Source organism: Ahrensia sp. R2A130 (assembly GCF_000179775.1).
Classification (GTDB): Bacteria; Pseudomonadota; Alphaproteobacteria; order Rhizobiales; family Rhizobiaceae; genus Pseudahrensia.
The window spans coordinates 268,062-287,325 of sequence record NZ_AEEB01000003.1; the positions used below are offsets into that span (position 1 = coordinate 268,062).

At 56.3% G+C, this 19,264-nt stretch carries 21 protein-coding genes and 1 tRNA gene; 16 read left to right on the plus strand and 6 right to left on the minus strand.

Annotation, left to right across the window (positions count from 1 at the left end; genetic code table 11):
- The first annotated feature begins 4 nt into the window (after positions 1-4).
- The 8 genes from R2A130_RS02050 (at position 5) to R2A130_RS02085 (ending at position 9,892) form a co-directional block, all read left to right on the plus strand.
- On the plus strand, positions 5-286 hold the full coding sequence (locus R2A130_RS02050; RefSeq protein WP_009463205.1) for a succinate dehydrogenase assembly factor 2: 282 nt from the start codon (positions 5-7) through the stop codon (positions 284-286).
- A 9-nt stretch (positions 287-295) separates the two neighbouring features.
- On the plus strand, positions 296-3,805 hold the full coding sequence (gene mfd / locus R2A130_RS02055) for a transcription-repair coupling factor (protein WP_009463207.1): 3,510 nt from the start codon (positions 296-298) through the stop codon (positions 3,803-3,805).
- A gap of 71 nt (positions 3,806-3,876) precedes the next feature.
- On the plus strand, positions 3,877-5,151 hold the full coding sequence (gene eno / locus R2A130_RS02060) for a phosphopyruvate hydratase (RefSeq protein ID WP_009463209.1): 1,275 nt from the start codon (positions 3,877-3,879) through the stop codon (positions 5,149-5,151).
- A 54-nt stretch (positions 5,152-5,205) separates the two neighbouring features.
- Complete coding sequence (locus R2A130_RS02065; protein WP_009463211.1) at positions 5,206-5,526, plus strand: septum formation initiator family protein; 321 nt, start codon at positions 5,206-5,208, stop codon at positions 5,524-5,526.
- A gap of 182 nt (positions 5,527-5,708) precedes the next feature.
- A complete protein-coding gene (gene pdhA / locus R2A130_RS02070; RefSeq protein ID WP_009463213.1) occupies positions 5,709-6,761 on the plus strand; it encodes a pyruvate dehydrogenase (acetyl-transferring) E1 component subunit alpha in 1,053 nt (350 codons plus the stop codon).
- Positions 6,762-8,198, plus strand: coding sequence for a pyruvate dehydrogenase complex E1 component subunit beta (locus R2A130_RS02075; RefSeq protein ID WP_009463215.1), 1,437 nt, complete (start codon positions 6,762-6,764; stop codon positions 8,196-8,198). It abuts the gene before it with no gap.
- Between the two features lie 9 nt (positions 8,199-8,207).
- Complete coding sequence (locus R2A130_RS02080; protein WP_009463217.1) at positions 8,208-8,549, plus strand: hypothetical protein; 342 nt, start codon at positions 8,208-8,210, stop codon at positions 8,547-8,549.
- The gene (locus R2A130_RS02085; RefSeq protein ID WP_009463219.1) at positions 8,546-9,892 is read left to right on the plus strand and encodes a pyruvate dehydrogenase complex dihydrolipoamide acetyltransferase; all 1,347 of its coding nucleotides are present in this window, start codon (positions 8,546-8,548) and stop codon (positions 9,890-9,892) included. Before R2A130_RS02080 ends, R2A130_RS02085 begins: the two co-directional genes overlap by 4 nt.
- Before the next feature lie 17 nt (positions 9,893-9,909).
- On the opposite strand, the gene R2A130_RS02090 is transcribed toward R2A130_RS02085, so the two are convergent.
- A complete protein-coding gene (locus R2A130_RS02090; RefSeq protein ID WP_009463221.1) occupies positions 9,910-10,200 on the minus strand; it encodes a hypothetical protein in 291 nt (96 codons plus the stop codon).
- A gap of 112 nt (positions 10,201-10,312) precedes the next feature.
- On the opposite strand from R2A130_RS02090, the gene lpdA reads away from it, so the two are divergent.
- The 8 genes from lpdA (at position 10,313) to R2A130_RS02125 (ending at position 16,160) form a co-directional block, all read left to right on the plus strand.
- Positions 10,313-11,752, plus strand: coding sequence for a dihydrolipoyl dehydrogenase (gene lpdA / locus R2A130_RS02095; protein ID WP_009463223.1), 1,440 nt, complete (start codon positions 10,313-10,315; stop codon positions 11,750-11,752).
- 137 nt (positions 11,753-11,889) lie between these two features.
- Positions 11,890-12,336 (plus strand): hypothetical protein, encoded by a 447-nt coding sequence (locus R2A130_RS02100; protein ID WP_009463225.1) that lies wholly within the window; start codon positions 11,890-11,892, stop codon positions 12,334-12,336.
- A 39-nt stretch (positions 12,337-12,375) separates the two neighbouring features.
- On the plus strand, positions 12,376-12,792 hold the full coding sequence (locus tag R2A130_RS02105) for a DUF1330 domain-containing protein (protein WP_009463227.1): 417 nt from the start codon (positions 12,376-12,378) through the stop codon (positions 12,790-12,792).
- Positions 12,793-12,854: 62 nt separating this feature from the next.
- Positions 12,855-12,930 (plus strand) — tRNA-Thr (locus R2A130_RS02110).
- 689 nt (positions 12,931-13,619) lie between these two features.
- Positions 13,620-13,838 carry a hypothetical protein gene (locus R2A130_RS18335; RefSeq protein ID WP_009463229.1) on the plus strand — a complete coding sequence of 73 codons (219 nt, stop codon included), beginning with the start codon at positions 13,620-13,622 and terminating at the stop codon, positions 13,836-13,838.
- Positions 13,839-13,966: 128 nt separating this feature from the next.
- Positions 13,967-14,341: a hypothetical protein gene (locus R2A130_RS17345; RefSeq protein ID WP_009463231.1), complete on the plus strand. Its 375-nt coding sequence runs from the start codon at positions 13,967-13,969 to the stop codon at positions 14,339-14,341.
- Positions 14,342-14,348: 7 nt separating this feature from the next.
- Positions 14,349-15,692 carry a relaxase/mobilization nuclease domain-containing protein gene (locus R2A130_RS02120; RefSeq protein WP_009463233.1) on the plus strand — a complete coding sequence of 448 codons (1,344 nt, stop codon included), beginning with the start codon at positions 14,349-14,351 and terminating at the stop codon, positions 15,690-15,692.
- A gap of 96 nt (positions 15,693-15,788) precedes the next feature.
- A complete protein-coding gene (locus R2A130_RS02125) occupies positions 15,789-16,160 on the plus strand; it encodes a hypothetical protein (RefSeq protein WP_009463235.1) in 372 nt (123 codons plus the stop codon).
- 44 nt (positions 16,161-16,204) lie between these two features.
- Here the strand turns inward: R2A130_RS02125 and R2A130_RS02130 are convergent, their stop codons facing one another.
- The 5 genes from R2A130_RS02130 to R2A130_RS02145 all read right to left on the minus strand — a co-directional run bounded on the left by R2A130_RS02130 (position 16,205) and on the right by R2A130_RS02145 (position 19,110).
- Positions 16,205-16,585, minus strand: coding sequence for a hypothetical protein (locus R2A130_RS02130; protein ID WP_009463237.1), 381 nt, complete (start codon positions 16,583-16,585; stop codon positions 16,205-16,207).
- Positions 16,582-16,887, minus strand: coding sequence for a hypothetical protein (locus R2A130_RS02135; protein ID WP_009463239.1), 306 nt, complete (start codon positions 16,885-16,887; stop codon positions 16,582-16,584). Before R2A130_RS02135 ends, R2A130_RS02130 begins: the two co-directional genes overlap by 4 nt.
- A 41-nt stretch (positions 16,888-16,928) precedes the next feature.
- Positions 16,929-18,563: a type IV secretory system conjugative DNA transfer family protein gene (locus tag R2A130_RS02140; RefSeq protein ID WP_009463241.1), complete on the minus strand. Its 1,635-nt coding sequence runs from the start codon at positions 18,561-18,563 to the stop codon at positions 16,929-16,931.
- A gap of 75 nt (positions 18,564-18,638) precedes the next feature.
- Positions 18,639-18,785 (minus strand): hypothetical protein, encoded by a 147-nt coding sequence (locus R2A130_RS18340; protein ID WP_009463243.1) that lies wholly within the window; start codon positions 18,783-18,785, stop codon positions 18,639-18,641.
- A gap of 34 nt (positions 18,786-18,819) precedes the next feature.
- Positions 18,820-19,110, minus strand: coding sequence for a hypothetical protein (locus tag R2A130_RS02145; RefSeq protein ID WP_009463245.1), 291 nt, complete (start codon positions 19,108-19,110; stop codon positions 18,820-18,822).
- Between the last annotated feature and the right edge of the window lie 154 nt (positions 19,111-19,264).

Consider the following 19,264-nt stretch of genomic DNA (forward strand, 5'->3'; position numbering starts at 1 on the left):
CCCCATGAGCGAAACCATGCGCAGCAGCGCCGGGCTGGATGCCCGCCGCAAACGGCTTCTTTTCCGCTCGTGGCATCGCGGTATGCGCGAGATGGACTATGTGCTCGGCACATTCGCAAATGCTGCAATCGAAGACATGAGCGATGAGCAACTGGCGGAGTTTGAAATGCTGATGCAGGTGCCGGATCCCGATATGTACAAATGGCTTTCCGGTACAATCGAGGTTCCGCCAAACTGGAACAACGAAGTTGTGCGCCGCATCCGCAAGTTCCACGGCGCAGCTTGAGTTCAACCCATGACAACACCTGAAATCGCCCGCCTGAAAGGGCTGCTTGCCGACCCCGGCACCATTCGTGTCGGTGCTGTACCGGATGGATACGAAGCGCAGGTGCTCGCGCAAATTTTGGCGTGGCAGCAGGAAAACGCGCCGGACCGCCCGTTGGTTTATATAGCCCGGGATGGCCAGCGCGCTGCTGATCTGGAACAGACGTTGCCGTTCTTTGCACCATGGGCAGAGATCGAACATCTGCCCGCATGGGATTGCCTGCCTTACGACCGCGTATCGCCGTCTAACGACGTGCTGGCGAACCGTATCGCCACGCTGTCCGGTCTGGCTCGCGGTACGAAATCCGACAAGCCACGACTGCTGACGCTGACGCCCAATTCCATAATGCAGCGCGTGCCGCCCAAGGCGTTCATGACGGAACAAGTGAAACGCATCGCGCCGGGTGGCCGGGTCGATATGGACGCGCTTATCATCTGGCTGTCCGGCAACGGTTTTGAACGCACGCCCACGGTGCGTGAAGCGGGGGAGTTCGCCGTGCGCGGCGGTATTCTCGATCTTTACGCGCCTGGCACAGAAGCGCCCGTGCGGCTCGATTTCTTCGGTGACACGTTGGAAACGCTCCGCAGCTTCGACCCATCCACGCAACGCACATTGGCGCAGCTGAAAGAGCTGACGCTGGCCCCCATGAGCGAAGTGGTGCTTGAAAAATCCTCCATCGCCCGTTTCCGCACCAACTATCTGTCCACCTTTGGTGCTGCCACCCGTGACGATGCGCTTTACGAGGCCGTGTCCGAAGGTCGCCGGTATGCAGGTCTCGAACACTGGTTACCGCTGTTTTTCGACGGGCTGGAAACCGTGTTCGATTATCTTCCGGACGCAATCTTCGTGGCCGATCTCACCCATGTTGAAGCGTTGGAACAGCGCTACGCCCAGATCGAAGACCATTACGAGGCCCGCCAGCGAGGCCTCGATGGCAGCGAAGATGGAGGCGCGCCCTACAAGCCGGTGAAGCCCGATCAGCTCTATCTGTCGCCACAGCTCATTCAGGCTGGTCTTCAAGCCCGTCAGCTCATCACGCTATCCGCCTTCGACGCACCGGACTTCAGCCAAGGCGAACGCGTCATCAATCTGCACGCTAAACAAGGCCGCAGTTTTGCCGCCGAACGCAGTGCGGGCAACGTCAATATCTTTCAGGCGCTCACCGACCACGCCGCGAATTTGCGCGCAGCCGGCAAGCGCGTTGCCATCGCCTCCTGGAGTGGCGGCGCACGGGACCGGCTGGTGCAGGTATTGGATGAGCACGGCCTGACCAACGTCAAAACCGTCGACAACATCGCAGAACTGGATGCGCTGAAAAAAGGCACCACGGGGCTCGCTGTTCTGAAAATAGAGCAGGGGATCGAAGACCCCGAACTGGCGATTATCGGGGAGCAGGATTTCCTTGGCGACCGGCTGGTCAAGCGCAACCGCAGCAAGCGCAAGGGCTCTGAAGTCCTGCAGGAAATTTCGTCGCTGTCGGCAGGCGATGTCGTTGTCCACGTCGATCACGGCATCGCGCGTTTCCACGGCCTTGTCACCATCGAAGCAATGGGCGCGCCCCACGATTGTCTGGAGCTGCGCTACCACAACGAGGACAAGCTGTTCCTGCCGGTGGAGAATATCGAACTGCTGTCGCGCTACGGTAATTCCGACACGGAAGTGCAATTGGACCGTCTCGGCGGCGCGAACTGGCAGGCCCGCAAGGCCAAATTAAAGAAGCGCATTCTGGAAATGGCCGGTCAGTTGATCGCCATCGCCGCCGCCCGCCAGTTGAAAAAAGCCGACCCCATCCAACTGCCAGACGGTGTCTATGGCGAGTTTGCCGCAAAGTTTCCTTACGAGGAAACCGACGATCAGCTGAACGCCATCGACTCGGTTTTCGCAGACCTCGCATCCGGCCAACCCATGGACCGTTTGGTTTGCGGCGACGTCGGGTTCGGCAAGACGGAAGTTGCCCTGCGCGCAGCATTCCTCACCGCTATGTCGGGCAAGCAGGTGGCCGTCGTCGTGCCCACCACACTGTTGTCGCGCCAGCACATGAAAACCTTCACCGAGCGTTTCCATGGTCTGCCCATCAAGATCGTGCAGGCCTCGCGGCTCGTCGGTTCAAAAGACCTGTCGGCTGCAAAAGCTGCAGCGAAGGACGGCACCGCCGACATCATCATCGGCACCCATGCGCTGTTGGGCAAAAGCATCGAATTTAAGCGCCTCGGCCTGCTCATTATTGATGAGGAGCAGCATTTCGGCGTGAAGCATAAGGAGCGGTTGAAGGAGCTGAAAGCCGACGTTCACGTCCTCACACTGTCCGCCACACCGATACCACGAACACTGCAACTGGCGCTTACGGGCGTCCGTGAGCTTTCGCTCATCACCACCGCGCCGGTGGACCGTATGGCGGTTCGCACCTTCGTCATGCCCTTCGATGGCGTGGTTGTGCGAGAAGCGCTGCTACGCGAACGCTATCGCGGTGGCCAGAGCTTTTACGTCTGTCCGCGCCTAGCTGACATTCGCGGCCGCGAGGAATGGCTGGCTGAGCACGTGCCGGAATTGAAGGTCGCCGTCGCCCATGGCCAGATGCCTCCGGGCGAGTTGGAAGACGTGATGAACGCCTTCTACGAGGGGCGTTACGATGTGCTTCTGTCCACCACAATCGTGGAATCCGGTCTCGATATTCCAACCGCCAACACCATGATCGTTCACCGAGCCGATATGTTCGGCCTGGCGCAGTTGTATCAGATGCGGGGCAGGGTTGGCCGGTCGAAAACCCGTGCGTATGCGCTGCTCACGCTGCCGCCGAAGAAGGTGCTCACCGCAACGGCCCAACGTCGCCTCAAGGTCTTGCAGTCCCTCGACACGCTGGGCGCAGGCTTCCAGCTGGCCAGCCACGATCTCGACATTCGCGGTGCGGGCAACATTCTTGGCGACGAACAATCCGGTCACGTCCGCGAGGTCGGCTACGAGCTTTATCAACAGATGCTGGAAGAGGCTGTGGCCGAGCTCAAAGAGGGCGGCGAAGCGGAAATGGACGGCAAGTGGTCGCCGACGATTTCCGTCGGCGCGACCGTCATGATTCCCGAAGGCTACGTGCCGGACCTCACCGTCCGCATGAGCCTCTATCGACGCTTGGCCGAGCTCGATACCGCGCAGGAAATCGATGCATTCGGCGCAGAGCTAATCGACCGCTTCGGCAAACTGCCAGAAGAGGTGGAGCATCTGCTCAAGATCGTCTTCGTGAAAGCGCTGTGCCGCAAGGCGAACATCGAAAAGCTGGATGCGGGGCCGAAAGGCGTCGTCGTGCAATTCCGCAACAAGGAATTCGCGTCACCCGGCGATCTCATCACATGGATCGGCGAACAGGGCAGCACAGCCAAAATCCGTCCCGACCAGTCCATCGTGCTACAACGCGACTACCCGACCCCTGATAAACGTTTGCGTGGTGCGGCGGTGATCGCTCAACAACTGGCGAAAATGGTGGCGTGATCCAAACCACTTGCCGACTCGCACTCATCGCGCCCATAAACGCCTAAATTCAAACGGTTCAGGAGCCTCCCATGACCGCAATTCTCGACGTCCACGCCCGCCAAATTCTCGACTCCCGTGGCAACCCCACGGTTGAAGTCGATGTGCTGCTTGAGGACGGCTCCTTCGGTCGTGCGGCTGTTCCTTCCGGCGCATCCACCGGCGCGCATGAAGCAGTGGAATTGCGCGACGGCGGTTCGGACTACATGGGCAAGAGCGTCAACAAAGCGATCGAAGCCGTCAACGACGACATTTTCGACGCCATCGCGGGCATGGAAGCCGAACACCAGCGCGGCATCGACATGGCGATGTGCGATCTCGACGGCACGCCCAACAAAAGCAAATTGGGTGCGAATGCCATTCTCGGCGTTTCGATGGCCGTTGCAAAAGCCGCTGCCGAAGCCGCCGGTCTGCCGCTTTACCGCTACCTCGGCGGCCCATCCGCCCACGTGCTGCCGGTGCCGATGATGAACATCATTAATGGCGGCGAACATGCCGACAACCCCATCGACTTTCAGGAATTCATGGTGATGCCAGCCGGTGCGGACACATTCGCCGAAAGCCTGCGAATGGGTGCGGAGATTTTCCACACGCTAAAAAAAGCGCTGCACAATGCCGGTCACAACACCAATGTCGGCGACGAGGGCGGCTTCGCCCCCAACATTGGCAGCGCGCCGGAAGCCTTGGATTTCGTCATGCAGTCCATAGAAAAGGCTGGCTACAAGCCCGGCGAAAATGTCTTTATCGCGCTGGACACAGCGTCGACCGAATTCTTCCGCGACGGCCAGTACGACCTGAAGGGCGAGGGCCGCGTCCTATCGTCCACCGACATGGCAGCCTATCTTGCCGAACTCGCACAAAAATACCCGATCATCTCCATCGAAGACGGCATGGCCGAAGATGATTGGGACGGGTGGAAAGACCTGACCGACCGCATCGGCAAGACCCATCAGCTTGTGGGCGATGATCTTTTCGTCACCAACACCGAGCGCCTGGGAGAAGGCATCTCGCGCGGTACGGCGAACTCCATCCTCGTGAAGGTCAACCAGATCGGCACGCTGACGGAAACATTCGCAGCCGTCGATATGGCTCATCGCGCTAGCTACACCGCCGTCATGTCTCACCGCTCCGGCGAGACGGAAGACAACACGATTGCCGATCTCGCGGTCGCCACCAATTGCGGCCAGATCAAAACCGGGTCGTTGTCGCGCTCCGACCGTTTAGCGAAATACAACCAACTGCTTCGCATTGAAGAAGAGCTTGGGTCGCAGGCGGAGTTCGCCGGTCTTTCTGTCGTCAAAAGCTGATGTGAGGGCGGCTTGATAACCGCTCTTTAACCACACTGGCTGCAGGGTGCGGGCATGGCTGTCCGCTCCCGCAAACGTCCACTCACCCGCTTCATCGCGCCTTTGGCGACCTTGATGATTCTCGGCTATTTCGGATTCCACGCTTTCAACGGCCAGTATGGCATCCGCGCTAAGATCGCCATGGATGTGCAGACCGCGAAGCTGGAAAAGAAGCTCGCACAACGCACCGCCGTCCGTGAAAAGCTGGAAGCGCGTGTCGCCATGTTGCGTGATGGCAATCTGGAAAAAGACATGGTCGACGAATACGTCCGCCGCCAGCTCAACATGGCGCGCGAAGACGAGATCGTGCTCATGAATCCGGAAAATCAACTATAGCTGAAATATAGTTATAATTTGAATTTGCAATACAAGTCATGCGCTTACATCAATTGTCGCATGCAAAAAACGGCATTGTGAAATGTCTCCATCCGTTTATGCTCGGCAACTGGGAGCCTGCTTGAAACGTATCGTACGTTTTGGCGTTCTCCCGTTGATGCAATCGAGAACGGGTGTGCGCCTTGGCCAAAACCTCCACCGCAAAATCTTCATCGAAATCGGTTCCCAAAGCGCCCAAAACGCCCAAGCCGATCGACTACGATAAGCAACAGGAACTCAATGCGTATCGCGAGATGTTGCTGATCCGTCGTTTTGAAGAGAAAGCCGGCCAGCTGTACGGCATGGGCTTCATCGGTGGTTTTTGTCACCTCTATATCGGGCAGGAAGCTGTCGTCACCGGCATGCAGGCCGCGCTTATCGAGGGCGATCAGGCGATCACCGCCTATCGCGATCACGGCCATATGCTGGCTTGCGGCATGGACCCCAAGGGCATCATGGCAGAGCTGACAGGCCGCGAAGGTGGCTACAGCCGCGGCAAAGGCGGCTCCATGCACATGTTCTCGAAAGAGAAGAATTTCTACGGCGGCCACGGTATTGTTGGCGCGCAGGTTTCGCTTGGCACCGGCCTCGCCTTCAACAACAAATACACCGAAAACGGCAACGTCTCCTGCACCTATTTTGGTGACGGCGCATCGAACCAGGGCCAGGTTTACGAGAGCTTCAACATGGCAAAGCTCTGGGATTTGCCGGTGATCTACATCATCGAAAACAACCGCTATGCTATGGGCACCGCCGTACACCGTTCGTCCGCGCTAACCGATTTCTCCAAGCGCGGTTGCTCGTTCAACATCCCCGGCATCGAAGTCGATGGTATGGACGTCCGCGCCGTGCAGGCCGCTGGTGAGCTGGCAGCCGACTGGTGTCGCTCCGGCCACGGCCCGATCATTCTCGACATGCAGACCTACCGCTATCGCGGCCACTCCATGTCCGATCCGGCCAAATATCGTTCGAAAGACGAAGTGCAGAAGATGCGGGCTGAAAATGACCCCATCGAGCGCGTAAAAGCCCGTATGGCCGAAAAGAAATGGGCCGATGAAGACGAGCTGAAGGCCATCGACAAGGAAGTCCGCGCCATCGTCGCAGAAGCTGCCGATTTCGCCCAGACGAACCCGGAACCCGATCCGTCCGAATTGTGGACCGACATACTCATTCCCACCGACGGGGAGGCTGCATAGATGGCGACCGAAATTCTCATGCCCGCGCTTTCTCCAACGATGGAAGAAGGCACTCTGGCCAAATGGCTCGTTAAAGAAGGCGACAACATTGCCGCTGGTGACGTGATTGCCGAAATCGAAACCGACAAGGCCACGATGGAAGTCGAAGCTGTCGACGAAGGTATCGTGGCAAAGCTCTCTGTCGAAGCTGGCACCGAAGGCGTGAAAGTGAACGCAGTTATCGCTGTGCTGGCCGACGAAGGTGAAAGCGCAGAAGATGCTGCTGCCGCACCTTCCAAGACCAAACCTGCCGATGCAGGCAAGACGACATCCGTAAAGCCGGAAGCCGATGAAGTCGCCGATGGCGCGCTCGACGGTGACATGGCCGACCGCCGCGTCCCTGCTGAAGGCAAAGTGCGCCCCGAGCCCAAAGCCGCTGCCCGTATGTCGGACCCGGACATTCCAGAAGGCACCGAAATGGTCTCCACCACTGTGCGTGAAGCCTTGCGCGACGCCATGGCAGAAGAAATGCGCGCCGACGAGCGCGTCTTCGTCATGGGCGAAGAGGTTGCCGAGTACCAAGGCGCTTACAAAATTACTCAAGGCCTCCTCGACGAGTTCGGCGGAAAGCGCGTCATCGACACGCCCATCACCGAGCATGGCTTCGCCGGTATCGGTGTCGGCGCGGCCATGGCTGGTCTGCGTCCTGTCATCGAATTCATGACCTTCAACTTCGCTATGCAGGCCATCGATCAGATCGTGAACTCTGCCGCCAAGACGCTTTACATGTCCGGCGGCCAGATGGGCGCACCAATGGTCTTCCGCGGCCCCAATGGCGCGGCCGCCCGCGTCGGCGCGCAGCACAGCCAGTGTTACGCAGCCTGGTACGGCCATATTCCCGGTCTCAAAGTCATCGCTCCATATGGCGCGGCAGACGCAAAAGGCCTGCTGAAAGCAGCCATCCGCGATCCCAATCCTGTCGTGTTCCTCGAGAACGAAATCATGTACGGCCAGTCCTTTGACGTGCCGAAGATGGATGATTTCGTCCTCCCCATCGGCAAGGCCCGCATCCACAAACAGGGTGCCGACGTTACCTTCGTGACCTTCGGCATCGGCATGAAATACGCTATCGAAGCCGCCACAGAACTCGACGGCATGGGCATTGACGTGGAGATCATCGATCTTCGCACCATCCGCCCCATGGATATCGAAACGGTCGTTGAATCGGTGAAGAAGACCAATCGCTGTATCACCATCGAAGAGGGTTTCCCGCAATCCGGTATCGGTGCGGAAATCTCCGCCCAGATCATGGAGAACGCTTTCGATTATCTGGATGCGCCCGTTATCCGCATCACCGGCAAAGACGTGCCGATGCCTTACGCGGCAAACTTGGAAAAGCTTGCGCTTCCCAATGTCGGCGAAATCATCGAGGCGGCAAAAGCCGTCACCTATAAGTAGGCCGCGCCCGTGGCCTCCTTTCCCCCGCTGGACGTGAACCGCGCAAAATATGACCGCTTCCGCGAAGCGGTCGTCATCCCCTGTGGCAGTGACCAGTTAGCCATTTGCCATGATGCACTTGAAGAGTTTGTCGGACGCAGGCTGACCAAAGAAGAAGCGCTGGAGGCGGCAATCGCAGACCAAGCCACATTGCGCGCCGTCGCCAACGCCACCCCCGCCCACGACAACGTCATCACCGTGACGCGCACCATCCTGTCCGCGCGATCCTGGGATGCCGCACCCTATGACGATGGCCCGGAAGATTCCGGACCCATCTATCTCGAAGCCGTAAACGGGAGCCTCACCCGATGAGCGTGAACATAACCATGCCAGCCCTTTCCCCCACCATGGAGGAGGGCAACCTCGCCAAATGGCTCGTGAAAGAAGGCGACACCGTTTCCGCAGGCGACGTGATCGCCGAGATCGAAACGGATAAGGCTACCATGGAAGTGGAAGCCGTGGACGAAGGTGTTGTCGCCAAGCTGATGGTTCCTGCCGGTACCGAAGGCGTGAAAGTGAACGCCGTGATCGCAGTGCTGGCGGAAGAAGGGGAAGACGCCTCCGATATCGACGCGCCACAAAATGCGGCTACTGAAAAGCCTGCCGAAACGCCCCATGCCGATGACGACCCGAAAACCGCGCCCGCTCCTGTGATCGCAGAAAAAAGCGCTAACGACGCCAAGGGCCATGGCAAGCCGGACGTCTCCGCAACGTCCGCAAAACGTGCTGATGGCGAACGTATTTTCGCAACACCTCTTGCTCGCCGGATTGCAGAACAAAAAGGCGTCGATCTTGCCTCCATTTCCGGCTCCGGCCCGCGTGGACGTATCGTCAAAGCCGACGTCGAAAACGCGCAGCCCGGCGCCGCGACGAAAGCCGCAGCAAGTGGCCAGACGGTTTCCCGCGCTTCCGGCATGTCCGACGATCAAGTTCTCGCGCTCTATGATGCCGATGCCTACGAGAAGAAACCTCACGACGGCATGCGGAAGGTCATCGCCGAACGCCTGACCGAAAGCGCCCAGACCATCCCGTCTTATTTCGTGACGATGGAATGCGAACTCGATGCATTGCTCGCGCTGCGTGCGCAAATAAACGCTGGTGCGCCGGACGTCGACGGCAAGCCTGCCTTCAAAATTTCGGTCAATGACTTCATCGTCAAAGCCATGGCTCACGCGCTGCAGGCCGTACCGATGTCCAACGTTTCGTGGACCAGCACCGACCGCATCTATCACAAGCATTCCGATGTTGGCGTTGCGGTTGCGGTCGAAGACGGCCTGTTCACACCCATCGTTCGCAAGGCAGAAACCAAATCTCTGTCCGTTATCTCTGCCGAGGTGAAGGACATGGCTGGCCGTGCGCGCAGCAAGAAGTTGAAGCCGGAAGAATATCAGGGCGGCTCCACCGCCGTGTCCAATCTCGGCATGTTCGGCGTGCGCGAATTCACATCCATCATCAACCCGCCTCACGCTTCCATCGTGTCGATTGGCGCGGGCGAGAAAAAGGCTGTCGTGAAGTCTGATGGCACCATCGGCGCAGCGACGTTGATGGCGGCAACGTTTGCTTTCGACCACCGCGCTATCGACGGTGCCTTGGGTGCGGAACTGGCAAGCGCGTTCAAGCGCTACATCGAGAATCCGACGGCGATGCTGGTCTAAAGGTGACCTCTGTAGCCTCAATCGGTGGCGGGCGCAGCTTCGGGTTGCGGCGCACCGGGAAGCGAGGGATCGCGGGGTTCGAACTCGCTCTCTTTCAGGTCGTTCAAAACGATGGCGCGTTGCTCGGCCAGGAATATCGTGGCGAAACCGAAAGCAACTGCTGCAATGGCCAGCAAGACGAGGCGCATCCAGATCGGGCGCGCGTACATTTTCAACCCGTTCCAAACCACCGCAGTGGCGAACACCATGGCGATAATCAAAACGATCGACGAATAGCCGAGGCTGGCGAAAGCGGAGAAGAAATCCATCGAAGAACTCGCAATGCGGACATGTGGTTTGCACGCGGGTTAGCGGGCGCAGGCGAACTGCACAAGGTGGCGTTTCGCCAAGCGCGCACACGAATTCATATGAGGGACCATCATGGCTGACACATACGACGTTCTCATCATCGGCGGCGGCCCCGGCGGCTACGTCGCTGCCATCCGCGCATCCCAGCTCGGCATGAAGGCTGCGGTTGTCGAGCGCGAACATCTTGGCGGCATCTGCCTCAACTGGGGCTGCATCCCAACAAAGGCATTGCTTCGGTCTGCCGAGATTTACGACCATATGAACCATGCGGACGCTTTCGGCCTGTCGGCTGAAGGTGTCGGTTTCGATATGGAAAAAATCGTCAAACGTTCGCGCGGCGTGTCCGGCCAGTTGAACGGCGGCGTCGGTTTTCTGATGAAGAAGAACAAGATCGACGTCATATGGGGCGAAGCTTCGCTGAAGGATGCCGGCACCGTCGCGGTGAAGTCGCCCACCAAGAAAGCCGTCGAGCCGCAACACCCCGTGCCGAAAGGCGTGAAGGGCGAGGGCACCTACAAAGCCAAACACATCATCATCGCCACCGGCGCACGCCCGCGCGGCCTGCCGGGCATGGAACCGGATGGCGACCGCATCTGGTCCTACTTCGAGGCCATGGTGCCGAAGAAGATGCCGAAGAGCCTCGTCGTCATGGGCTCCGGTGCTATCGGCATCGAGTTCGCTTCCTTCTATCGCTCCATGGGCGCGGAGGTGACGGTGGTTGAATTGATGGGGCAGGTCATGCCCGTGGAAGATCACGAAATCGCCGCCCACGCCCAGAAGCGTTTTGAAAAACAGGGCATGCGGATCGTGCTGGAGGCCAAGGTTGCCAAGGTCGATAAATCCAAAACTGGCATCACCGCTCACGTGGAAACCAAGGACGGCAAGATCGAGAAGATCGAAGCCGAGCATCTCATTTCCGCAGTCGGCGTCATCGGCAACACGGATGGTCTCAACCTTGAAAAACTCGGCGTGAAAACCGACCGCGGCATCATCACCGCTGATGAATACGGCGCAACCAGCGTCAAAGGCATCTACGCAATCGGCGACGTTGCTGGTGCTCCAATGCTTGCCCACAAGGCTGAACATGAAGGCGTCATCTGCGTTGAAAAGATTGCTGGTAAACATCCTCACGTCATGGACAAAGCAAAGATCCCCGGTTGCACCTATTGTAACCCACAAGTCGCTAGCGTGGGTATGAATGAACGCGCCGCGAAAGAGGCTGGCCGTAAGGTCAAGATCGGCCGCTTTAACTTCGCCGGTAACGGCAAGGCTATCGCACTGGGTGAACCCGAAGGCATGGTGAAGACCATTTTTGACGCCGAAACCGGTCAACTCCTTGGCGCCCATATGGTCGGTGCAGAAGTTACCGAACTCATCCAGGGCTTTGTCGTCGCCATGAATCTGGAGACCACAGAGCAGGATCTCATCGATGCCGTTTTCCCACATCCCACCCTGTCGGAAATGATGCACGAGAGCGTCATGGATTCCGAAGGCCGCGTTATCCACGCCTAAGTTCGGCGTTGCTTCGCACGGTGTGAGCTAACGCACATCATGCCTCCCAAATGAGTAGCACTGTGATGTGCGGGTCGGACGTTTGCGCCCCAGGCGTTCGACCCCACCGCATCACAATACCGGCTTGGGAGGCCACTATGATCCGATTTCCAAAACTCTTTCGCGCAGCATCCGCATTCGCGATTGGCTTCAGCGTCAGCGCAGCAGCCTTTATGATCTCCGCTCCTTCCGCACACGCTGCCAGTTGCTGGAACCACAACGGGTCGATCATGCGGCTTGAAGCGAACGGCAACGCCCGCACCTTCGTCTATCAACGGCCCCGCGCCGTCTTGCGCCGCGCCGGTGTGCGGCGTGGCACGGTGCTGTTCAACGGCCGCAAGCGGGGCAACAGCTATGTTGGTACCGCGCGGCGTTACTCGAAATTCTGCCCCGGTACCCCGCTGACGTATAATGTTTCCGGCCCCATTTCGAACGGCCAGACCAAGGTAACCGTCCGTGGTGATCGTCAGGTCCACCGCCGTTGCTCGCCCACTGGTGAGGTCGCATATGACACACTGGTCTTCACCTACAGCCATCAATGCTGACGCTCTCGACAAGAGGTCACGTCTGCCGTTCATTGACGCATGACCCAATTTATCGATCCCGACCGCGAAGCGTTCACCGCCTTCAAAAACCTGCCCCGTGATGTTCCCGTTGAAATGCTAAACCTCCTCAGACTGAACGAAAGCGCGGCCTATGAAGATGGTCGCGTCGCAACGGGTGCCGAGGCCTACAAAGCCTACGGCAAGGCAAGCGAGCTGATATTCAAACGCGTCGGCGGCTCCATCATCTGGTCCGGCAACCCGAAACTTATGCTCATCGGTCCAGCCGACGAATTTTGGGACGTCGCATTCATCGCCAGATACCCCACCGCAGGTGCGTTTCTAGAAATGGTCACCGACCCGGATTATCAGGCGATAGTCTATCACCGCCAGGCAGCAGTAAGGACATCGCGTCTTATAAGAATGGAAGCGAAGGATGCGGGGCAGGGTTTCGGCTAGGGCTTATACCGGTTGCAAACGCGCTTGACGGATTGTGCGAAAATGCTACCAGCAAACCAAGTGCCGTCTTAGCTCAGTTGGTAGAGCATCGCATTCGTAATGCGGAGGTCGGGTGTTCGAGTCACCTAGACGGCACCATTTTGGCGGCGAGTTCAAAACACTCCCTGCTAAGGTCGTTGACAGCTTCGAGCAATCGAAACCGACAGCCATAGTTGAACGCGTGCGACATCGAGCCATGGATGCGCCAATGGTTCGAGCAGAATGTCGATGGTCGAGACTACACCGGTCGTTGGAATTGTTCGGTGCACCTGCTGATCCGCGTATTCTCAAGGCGCGCCCGCCTCGGCAGCGCTTGCCAACGTGCAGCTTGTCCTCGCTGTAAAGTGGTTGCATCGTTCTGCCTGGCAGCTGGATCGCTTATCCCGCTCTAATCCGGTTCAGCTATATTCCTTGGTGCTTCAGGCATCGCTCGGATGAGGCGTTAAACAAATCGGCATCGTTTCGCAGCGGTCGCCTAGCGGGACAAATGGCTGCCCACTCCCTGCTAGTCATTCGCCGAGCCAAAACCCACCGTTTAGCAGCGAGCACTTCCATGTCGTCGAACTTGGCGTTCGCCTACAAATTCGGATCGACTAGGCCTCCAGAGGCTTACCACTCATAGAACTATGTGGTGCTAGTCTAACGCTTGTACAGACCTCCATTGTCGGTGTGCTTTCCTCTTGATGTTTATTCAAACAGCTAATCAGCTGGTCGCTGAAAACTGACCGTCTTTCTTATTCAGGTGCTCAAGTAATTGATAGCGTTTCATACTGCTGATGATGCATTAGATGGCGACACCACAATTTACTGTTTTTAGAAATACTGATAAACAGGCCGTCGCAATTGTGGCGGACTTCCAAGGAGATTGTCCGAACCATTTTGATGATGTTTTCAAAGAATTGGAGCGGATGGAGGCCATTCTTCAATCCATCCCAGATTTAGGCGTGGATGAACCGGACAGTGATCCCTTCATTGATCACCCACCTGATCCAGAACTCGATATTTGAGACTTCAAAATCTCTCGTTTGACCGCGCTTTCACCCAATGAGGTGGGCGCGGTTTTTTAGTTTTCATTCTTTAATTTCACAATTGAAGGCGTGACCGCATTTACGTGTGGTTTACGCGTAGCCGATCTATGCCAAAGCAAGAAACAACAAAGCCGCGTTCGATCCGTTTTTCCGATGAGGAATGGCGGGCGATTGATGCAAAGCGCGGCAAGCTTTCGGCGAGTGCTTATGTGCGTCAATGCACTTTGGATAGACTTGGCAAACCCCGCCGCAAAATATCCGGTGCGCCTGCACCTCATACGACTCAAACACAGCTTGCGCAGATCATTGCGCTTTTGGGCAAAAGCCAAGCTTTGAGCGTCTTACGCGGCCTTCTCAATCTTGCCCGCATGAGCGCGTTGCCTGTCACAACTGAAACGGAAAACCATATCAAAGCCGCCTGCGATGACATCCGCCAGATCAAGTCACTTCTGATGAAGGCCCTTGGCCTCAAAGAGAGATAGGCGCTGCATGATTATTGTCGGATCAGAACGGGGAAGCGCACGAGAGCTTGCCGCTCATTTGCTCAATGATAAAGACGGCAATGAGCATATTACGGTCCATGAACTGCGCGGCTTTATCAGCGATGATCTGGAAGGCGCGTTGGAAGAATCTTACGCAATTTCCAAAGGTACCAAGTGCCGCAAGCATTTATTCAGCTGCAGCTTTAATCCTCCCGCGCATGAAGAGGTGAACATCGCAGCCTTTGAAGAAGCCATTGAGCGCGTTGAGTTTAAGAACGGCTTGATAGGACAACCCCGCGCCATTGTCTTCCATGAGAAAGAAGGCCGCCGCCACGCACACGCTGTCTGGTCACGCATTGATGCCGAGACCATGACGGCTAAGAACCTTTCTCATTACAAGCTGAAGTGCCAGAGCATCAGCCGCGAGCTTTATCACGAGCATGAATGGAAAATGCCGGACGGTCTGGCCCGCAAAGGTGCAGGCGATCCGCGCAATTACACGCTCGCAGAATACCAACAGAGCAAACGCATGGACGTTGACCCGCGTGATCTAAAAGGTGCAATTCAAGACGCCTATGCCGCGAGCGATAACAGAGTGGCCTTTACTCATGCACTTTCAGAGCGCGGCTACATTCTTGCCAGAGGGGATCGGCGCGGCCATGTGTCTGTCACGCCACAAGGCGAAGTGCTTAGCATCGCGCGGTATGTTGGCAAGAAGGCCAAAGAGATACGCGCCAAACTTGGTGAGCCTGACGAACATCTACCAAGCGTTGAGGCCGCCAAACGCGATATGGCTATGGATATGCGCAAGGCATTTGTGCGCCATGCCAAAGAGGCAAAGACGCAGCACAGCCAAACGCAAGATGATCTAAAGCAGAAAACAGATGCCCTAACCGCACAGCATAAAGCGGACAGGCAAGCACTCGATGACCGACATAAGCAAAGATGGCTCGTGGAAACCAAAGCCCGCTCAGATCAGCTTAATTCCGGCTTGAAGGGGCTTTGGCAGTGGGTGACGGGGCAACGCGCACAAATCCAAGCGCAGAACAAACGCGAGGCTCTGGAAGCGCAGCAGCGGGATCGTAAAGAGCAAGACCGTATGATTGCGCAGCAGCTTGCAAAGCGCCGTGAACTGGCAGCGCGTCAGGCCCAAATGCAAAGCACCCATAAGAAAACTCTTGAAGATTTACGCGCCGATCAAAAGCGCGCGCGTGAACATCTGCGAGAAATGCAAGCTTCGATCAAAACGCAGCGCGATAGGCCGCGTAGGGAACGTAAAGGCCGTGCGCAGCGAGATGCCAATTCATCTCATTGTGAACGCACACGCGATGGACCTGATTTAGAGCCTTAGAAGGTTCTAAAATTGAGCAGATATTTGCCATTCAAATCAATGGCTTTGCGGGAATGAGTTGCAGGCGAAATCTCAAATCCGTTACACTCAAATTCTATGCTGACTTATCTTATTGAACGCGAACACGAAGAAATCCTCCGCACATCCAAACGCCGCTTTGAATGTCCAGATGGTGAAACCAGAACCATCGAAGTCTATAGGGCCGTGTGGAACTGGTATGATCGCATTGTTGCTGACGCCGCTTATGATGAAGCATCGACATTGGCGCTTGCGCTACAGTGGAGCCATGAAAGGAACGTATCCTTGGATGATGCTTTTGCATTGTCCGTTCAGTGCATCTTGAAAGCCCATGACGAGGCGGGATGGGATTTGACCAACGATACTGCCGCCTTGGATATGGCACGAAAACGCATTGATGCCTTCAAAGCCCGCCAGAGGGCCAAACAGGAAAAAAGGCCGGACGATTAGGCCCGGCCTTTGATTTTGTTTTTGATGAAAAGCAACCTTCAATTCTATCGCTCGTACTCCCGGTCTTGAGCCTGTGAAACGCCGCGGTCTTGGGATTTTGCAAAACCATTTCGAAGCCTGTCTTGGGCTTGGCGCAGGCTATTGCCGATTTTTTGAATGCGGCGCTCCTGTTCTACATTGACCTTCTGTTTGACCGTGGTTTCAAACCCGCCTTCTGGTGTGAGATTGAGTTCCATTTCCGGCTTTGGACGATTGGCTTCCAGAAACTCTTTTTCAGCCTTGGTTGCCACTTCGCCCAGATCAATGTCCGCGCGAAACTGAAAGGTGTTCTCTTTGCCTTTGGGCTGATTGCTATCGGCAGCATCAAAACCACCGCGCGCCGATGCGGGTGATGATCCACCCGCATCATTATGATCTGAACTCAACGTTCATGCTCCTGTTCAAGCTGCATGGAGCCTTGACCGTCTTTGAGTTTCGCCAAGCGATCTTCGAAACGGCGCAGAGTGACTTTTCCATCAACAGGCACAGATTCCAAAATGACATTGATGCCTTTCTCATCCTTATGCTCAAATCCAACGCCGATATTGTTGAAATAAGACTTCTCGCCATTCTCACGCACCTGATAGGCAATGTGAGAGGGGCGCTTTGGTGCTTCGCTTTGGTTGTCCTGTCGATCCTTGGCATTTGCGCTTTCACGCGCTTTCACGCGCGTTTCGGGGTTGATCATGTTCGCTCATGGGCGTGTGATCCTTTCGATGTTTTTAGGTGTTACGAACGGCTGTAGAAGCCATCCAGATACTCCCAACCCCCATCGGCATATTGGGCGAACTGACGGAAAGACGCAGGGACGCGCTCGCGAATAATCTTGTGCCAACGCGCGCCGTACCAGTGATGCACGCGCACATAACCTTCCTTACCCGGAGGCGGCGCGTGATAAGGGCTATCGAGATATTTTCCCGCCATTTGTTTGCGGGCTTGGCGCGTGAAATATCCAAACTTATTGGCCTTAATCGGCGGCAGATTCAGGCCTGAGGCAAAGATAAGTTGCTCGTCTTCGCCGAGCGCCATCACTTCTTCGGGCAAGATCAATCGACGCTGCTGTTTGCTGCGATGCTTGGAAGCCTGATCAAGCTGCGCCATGTGATGGCCTGCCTCCATCGGATCGGCTTTGCCAAGCATGACATTTTGAGCAATTTTGCGCCTTAACCGCTTGGCTTCGCCTTGTCTCAATTCATCATCGAAAGTGAGCGTTTGCGTTCCGCACATCTCGCTGACCATTTTTGCAGTCTCTAAGTCGCGCGCGCCAAACACTTGCCTATATTGCGCCGATCCCAAAAACGTCTGCACGGCCTCGCGGTCAAAGTTGCGTGAAATTTGCCCGATGTCCTGCCAGAACGTCCAAGTTGTAATGCCCGCACCACGCCCAAAAGTCACACTGCGCAGCATCGCCTCGAATTTACCAAGTTGTCCCGCTTCATCGATGACGAACAGAACGCGCGACGCGTCTGGCTTGCGTGCCTTGGCAAGCATCGTAGCCTCGAAAATAATCCTGAGAAGGCCTGCCCAAATTCCAAGATATTCGGCGGGGGTATTTAGGAAAACCTTACACACGCGGTGCGGGTCAGTGAGGCATTTGAGCGAGAAATCCGTTCCATCCAAAGAACGCAGAAGGTTCTCATCGTCCAAAATACCAAGAGCATTATAAAGCTCACTTAAGATCGAGCCAAATTCTCGACTGCTTTCGGTTTGCTTGTTGAGCATTTCACCCGCTACGCGCTGTACTTTGGAATAGGGGGACGCCATCATGGCTTGAAGAACGCTAGTCCAATAATCAGCATCTGATTCAATTGCATTCATAATGCGCACCAGATCGCGAAACGTGACCTTTCCATAACGTTCGACATGAAATTTGAGGAAGCTTGCAACCCATTCCTGCGCCCGCCCGATCCAGTAAGGGTCTTTGCCTTTGGCAGCGACGAGCAGGCTATCGGCAAGCATTTTACAGTCTGATATAAAGGTCGGCGCATTCGGATCGAGAATGTCCAAGGGGTTGCAACTCAGGCTTGGACGGCCAGCCATTGGTATAGGTGTCCAATCATAGGCGGACTCATTGTTAAGAACATGGATGAAGCGCGACACTGCGGAAGCTTCACCGCGCGGGTCGATAAACAACGCCCGCTGCCCCGGTGAATTGCACGCCAAAAATGCGATTTGATCTTTGAATTTCCCCGAACCCGCGCCACCTATTGTGATGAGGCTCGCATCGCCGAAAGCGTTAATCGGCTTTCCGCCAAAGTAGCCCAAATGCCGCCCTTGGGCTTTGAACAATCCGGCGCGGCGGACTTCCGCTGCCGTCGCCCATCTTGCGGAGCCGAAACGAAATTCTTCATTGAAATCTGCCATAACTAATTCTCCTGAAACGCAGACACAAAAAGGGCGCGATCCCGTCAGGAAACGCGCCCATTCAAAAGGTTTGGATTAGCCAATCACGTTGGCGATGACGACCAGAACGATGATCCAGACCGCAACTGCACCAGCGCCTTCAAAGATGGCTTTGGTCCAGTTGGTTTTTGGTTTCGGCTTTCTGGAGATATCAATTCTGGTATCGTGTTCGAGATTGCTCATTTGAAGCATCCTTTTAGGTGCGCGGAAGAACCTACTATCCGATGCGGGCAGCAAGCAGTTGTCCCAATCTGAGCAGGAACGCGGTCAACGCCCTGAGCAGAAAGAAAACAAGGGCTAAGGCAACCGGAAACCAAACAAGCTCTACGACGAAGACGAAATCAGGGCCGTAGTGATTGGCTGTGAACCGCAAGAGCGCTGAAACGCTTGCCTGATAAACAAGCGGCGTTACGAAGAACGTCATTACCGCAGCACCAATGGATGCAATCCATCCGATTGAATGGGCTATGACGTCTTTGTTTGGCTCTTGGTTGTTGTGCTGCCACATGGGGTTTAGTCCTTCACCAGCGATGCGACATGCATCGCTTACAAGGACAGCAAAGCGCACTCGCACCGACGGGTTGGGCAAAGCAACGGACAAAGATGCACTTGCCTCAACAAAAAAAAGCGCCGCTCATTGGCGGCGCTTTCAGAGTCTTTGG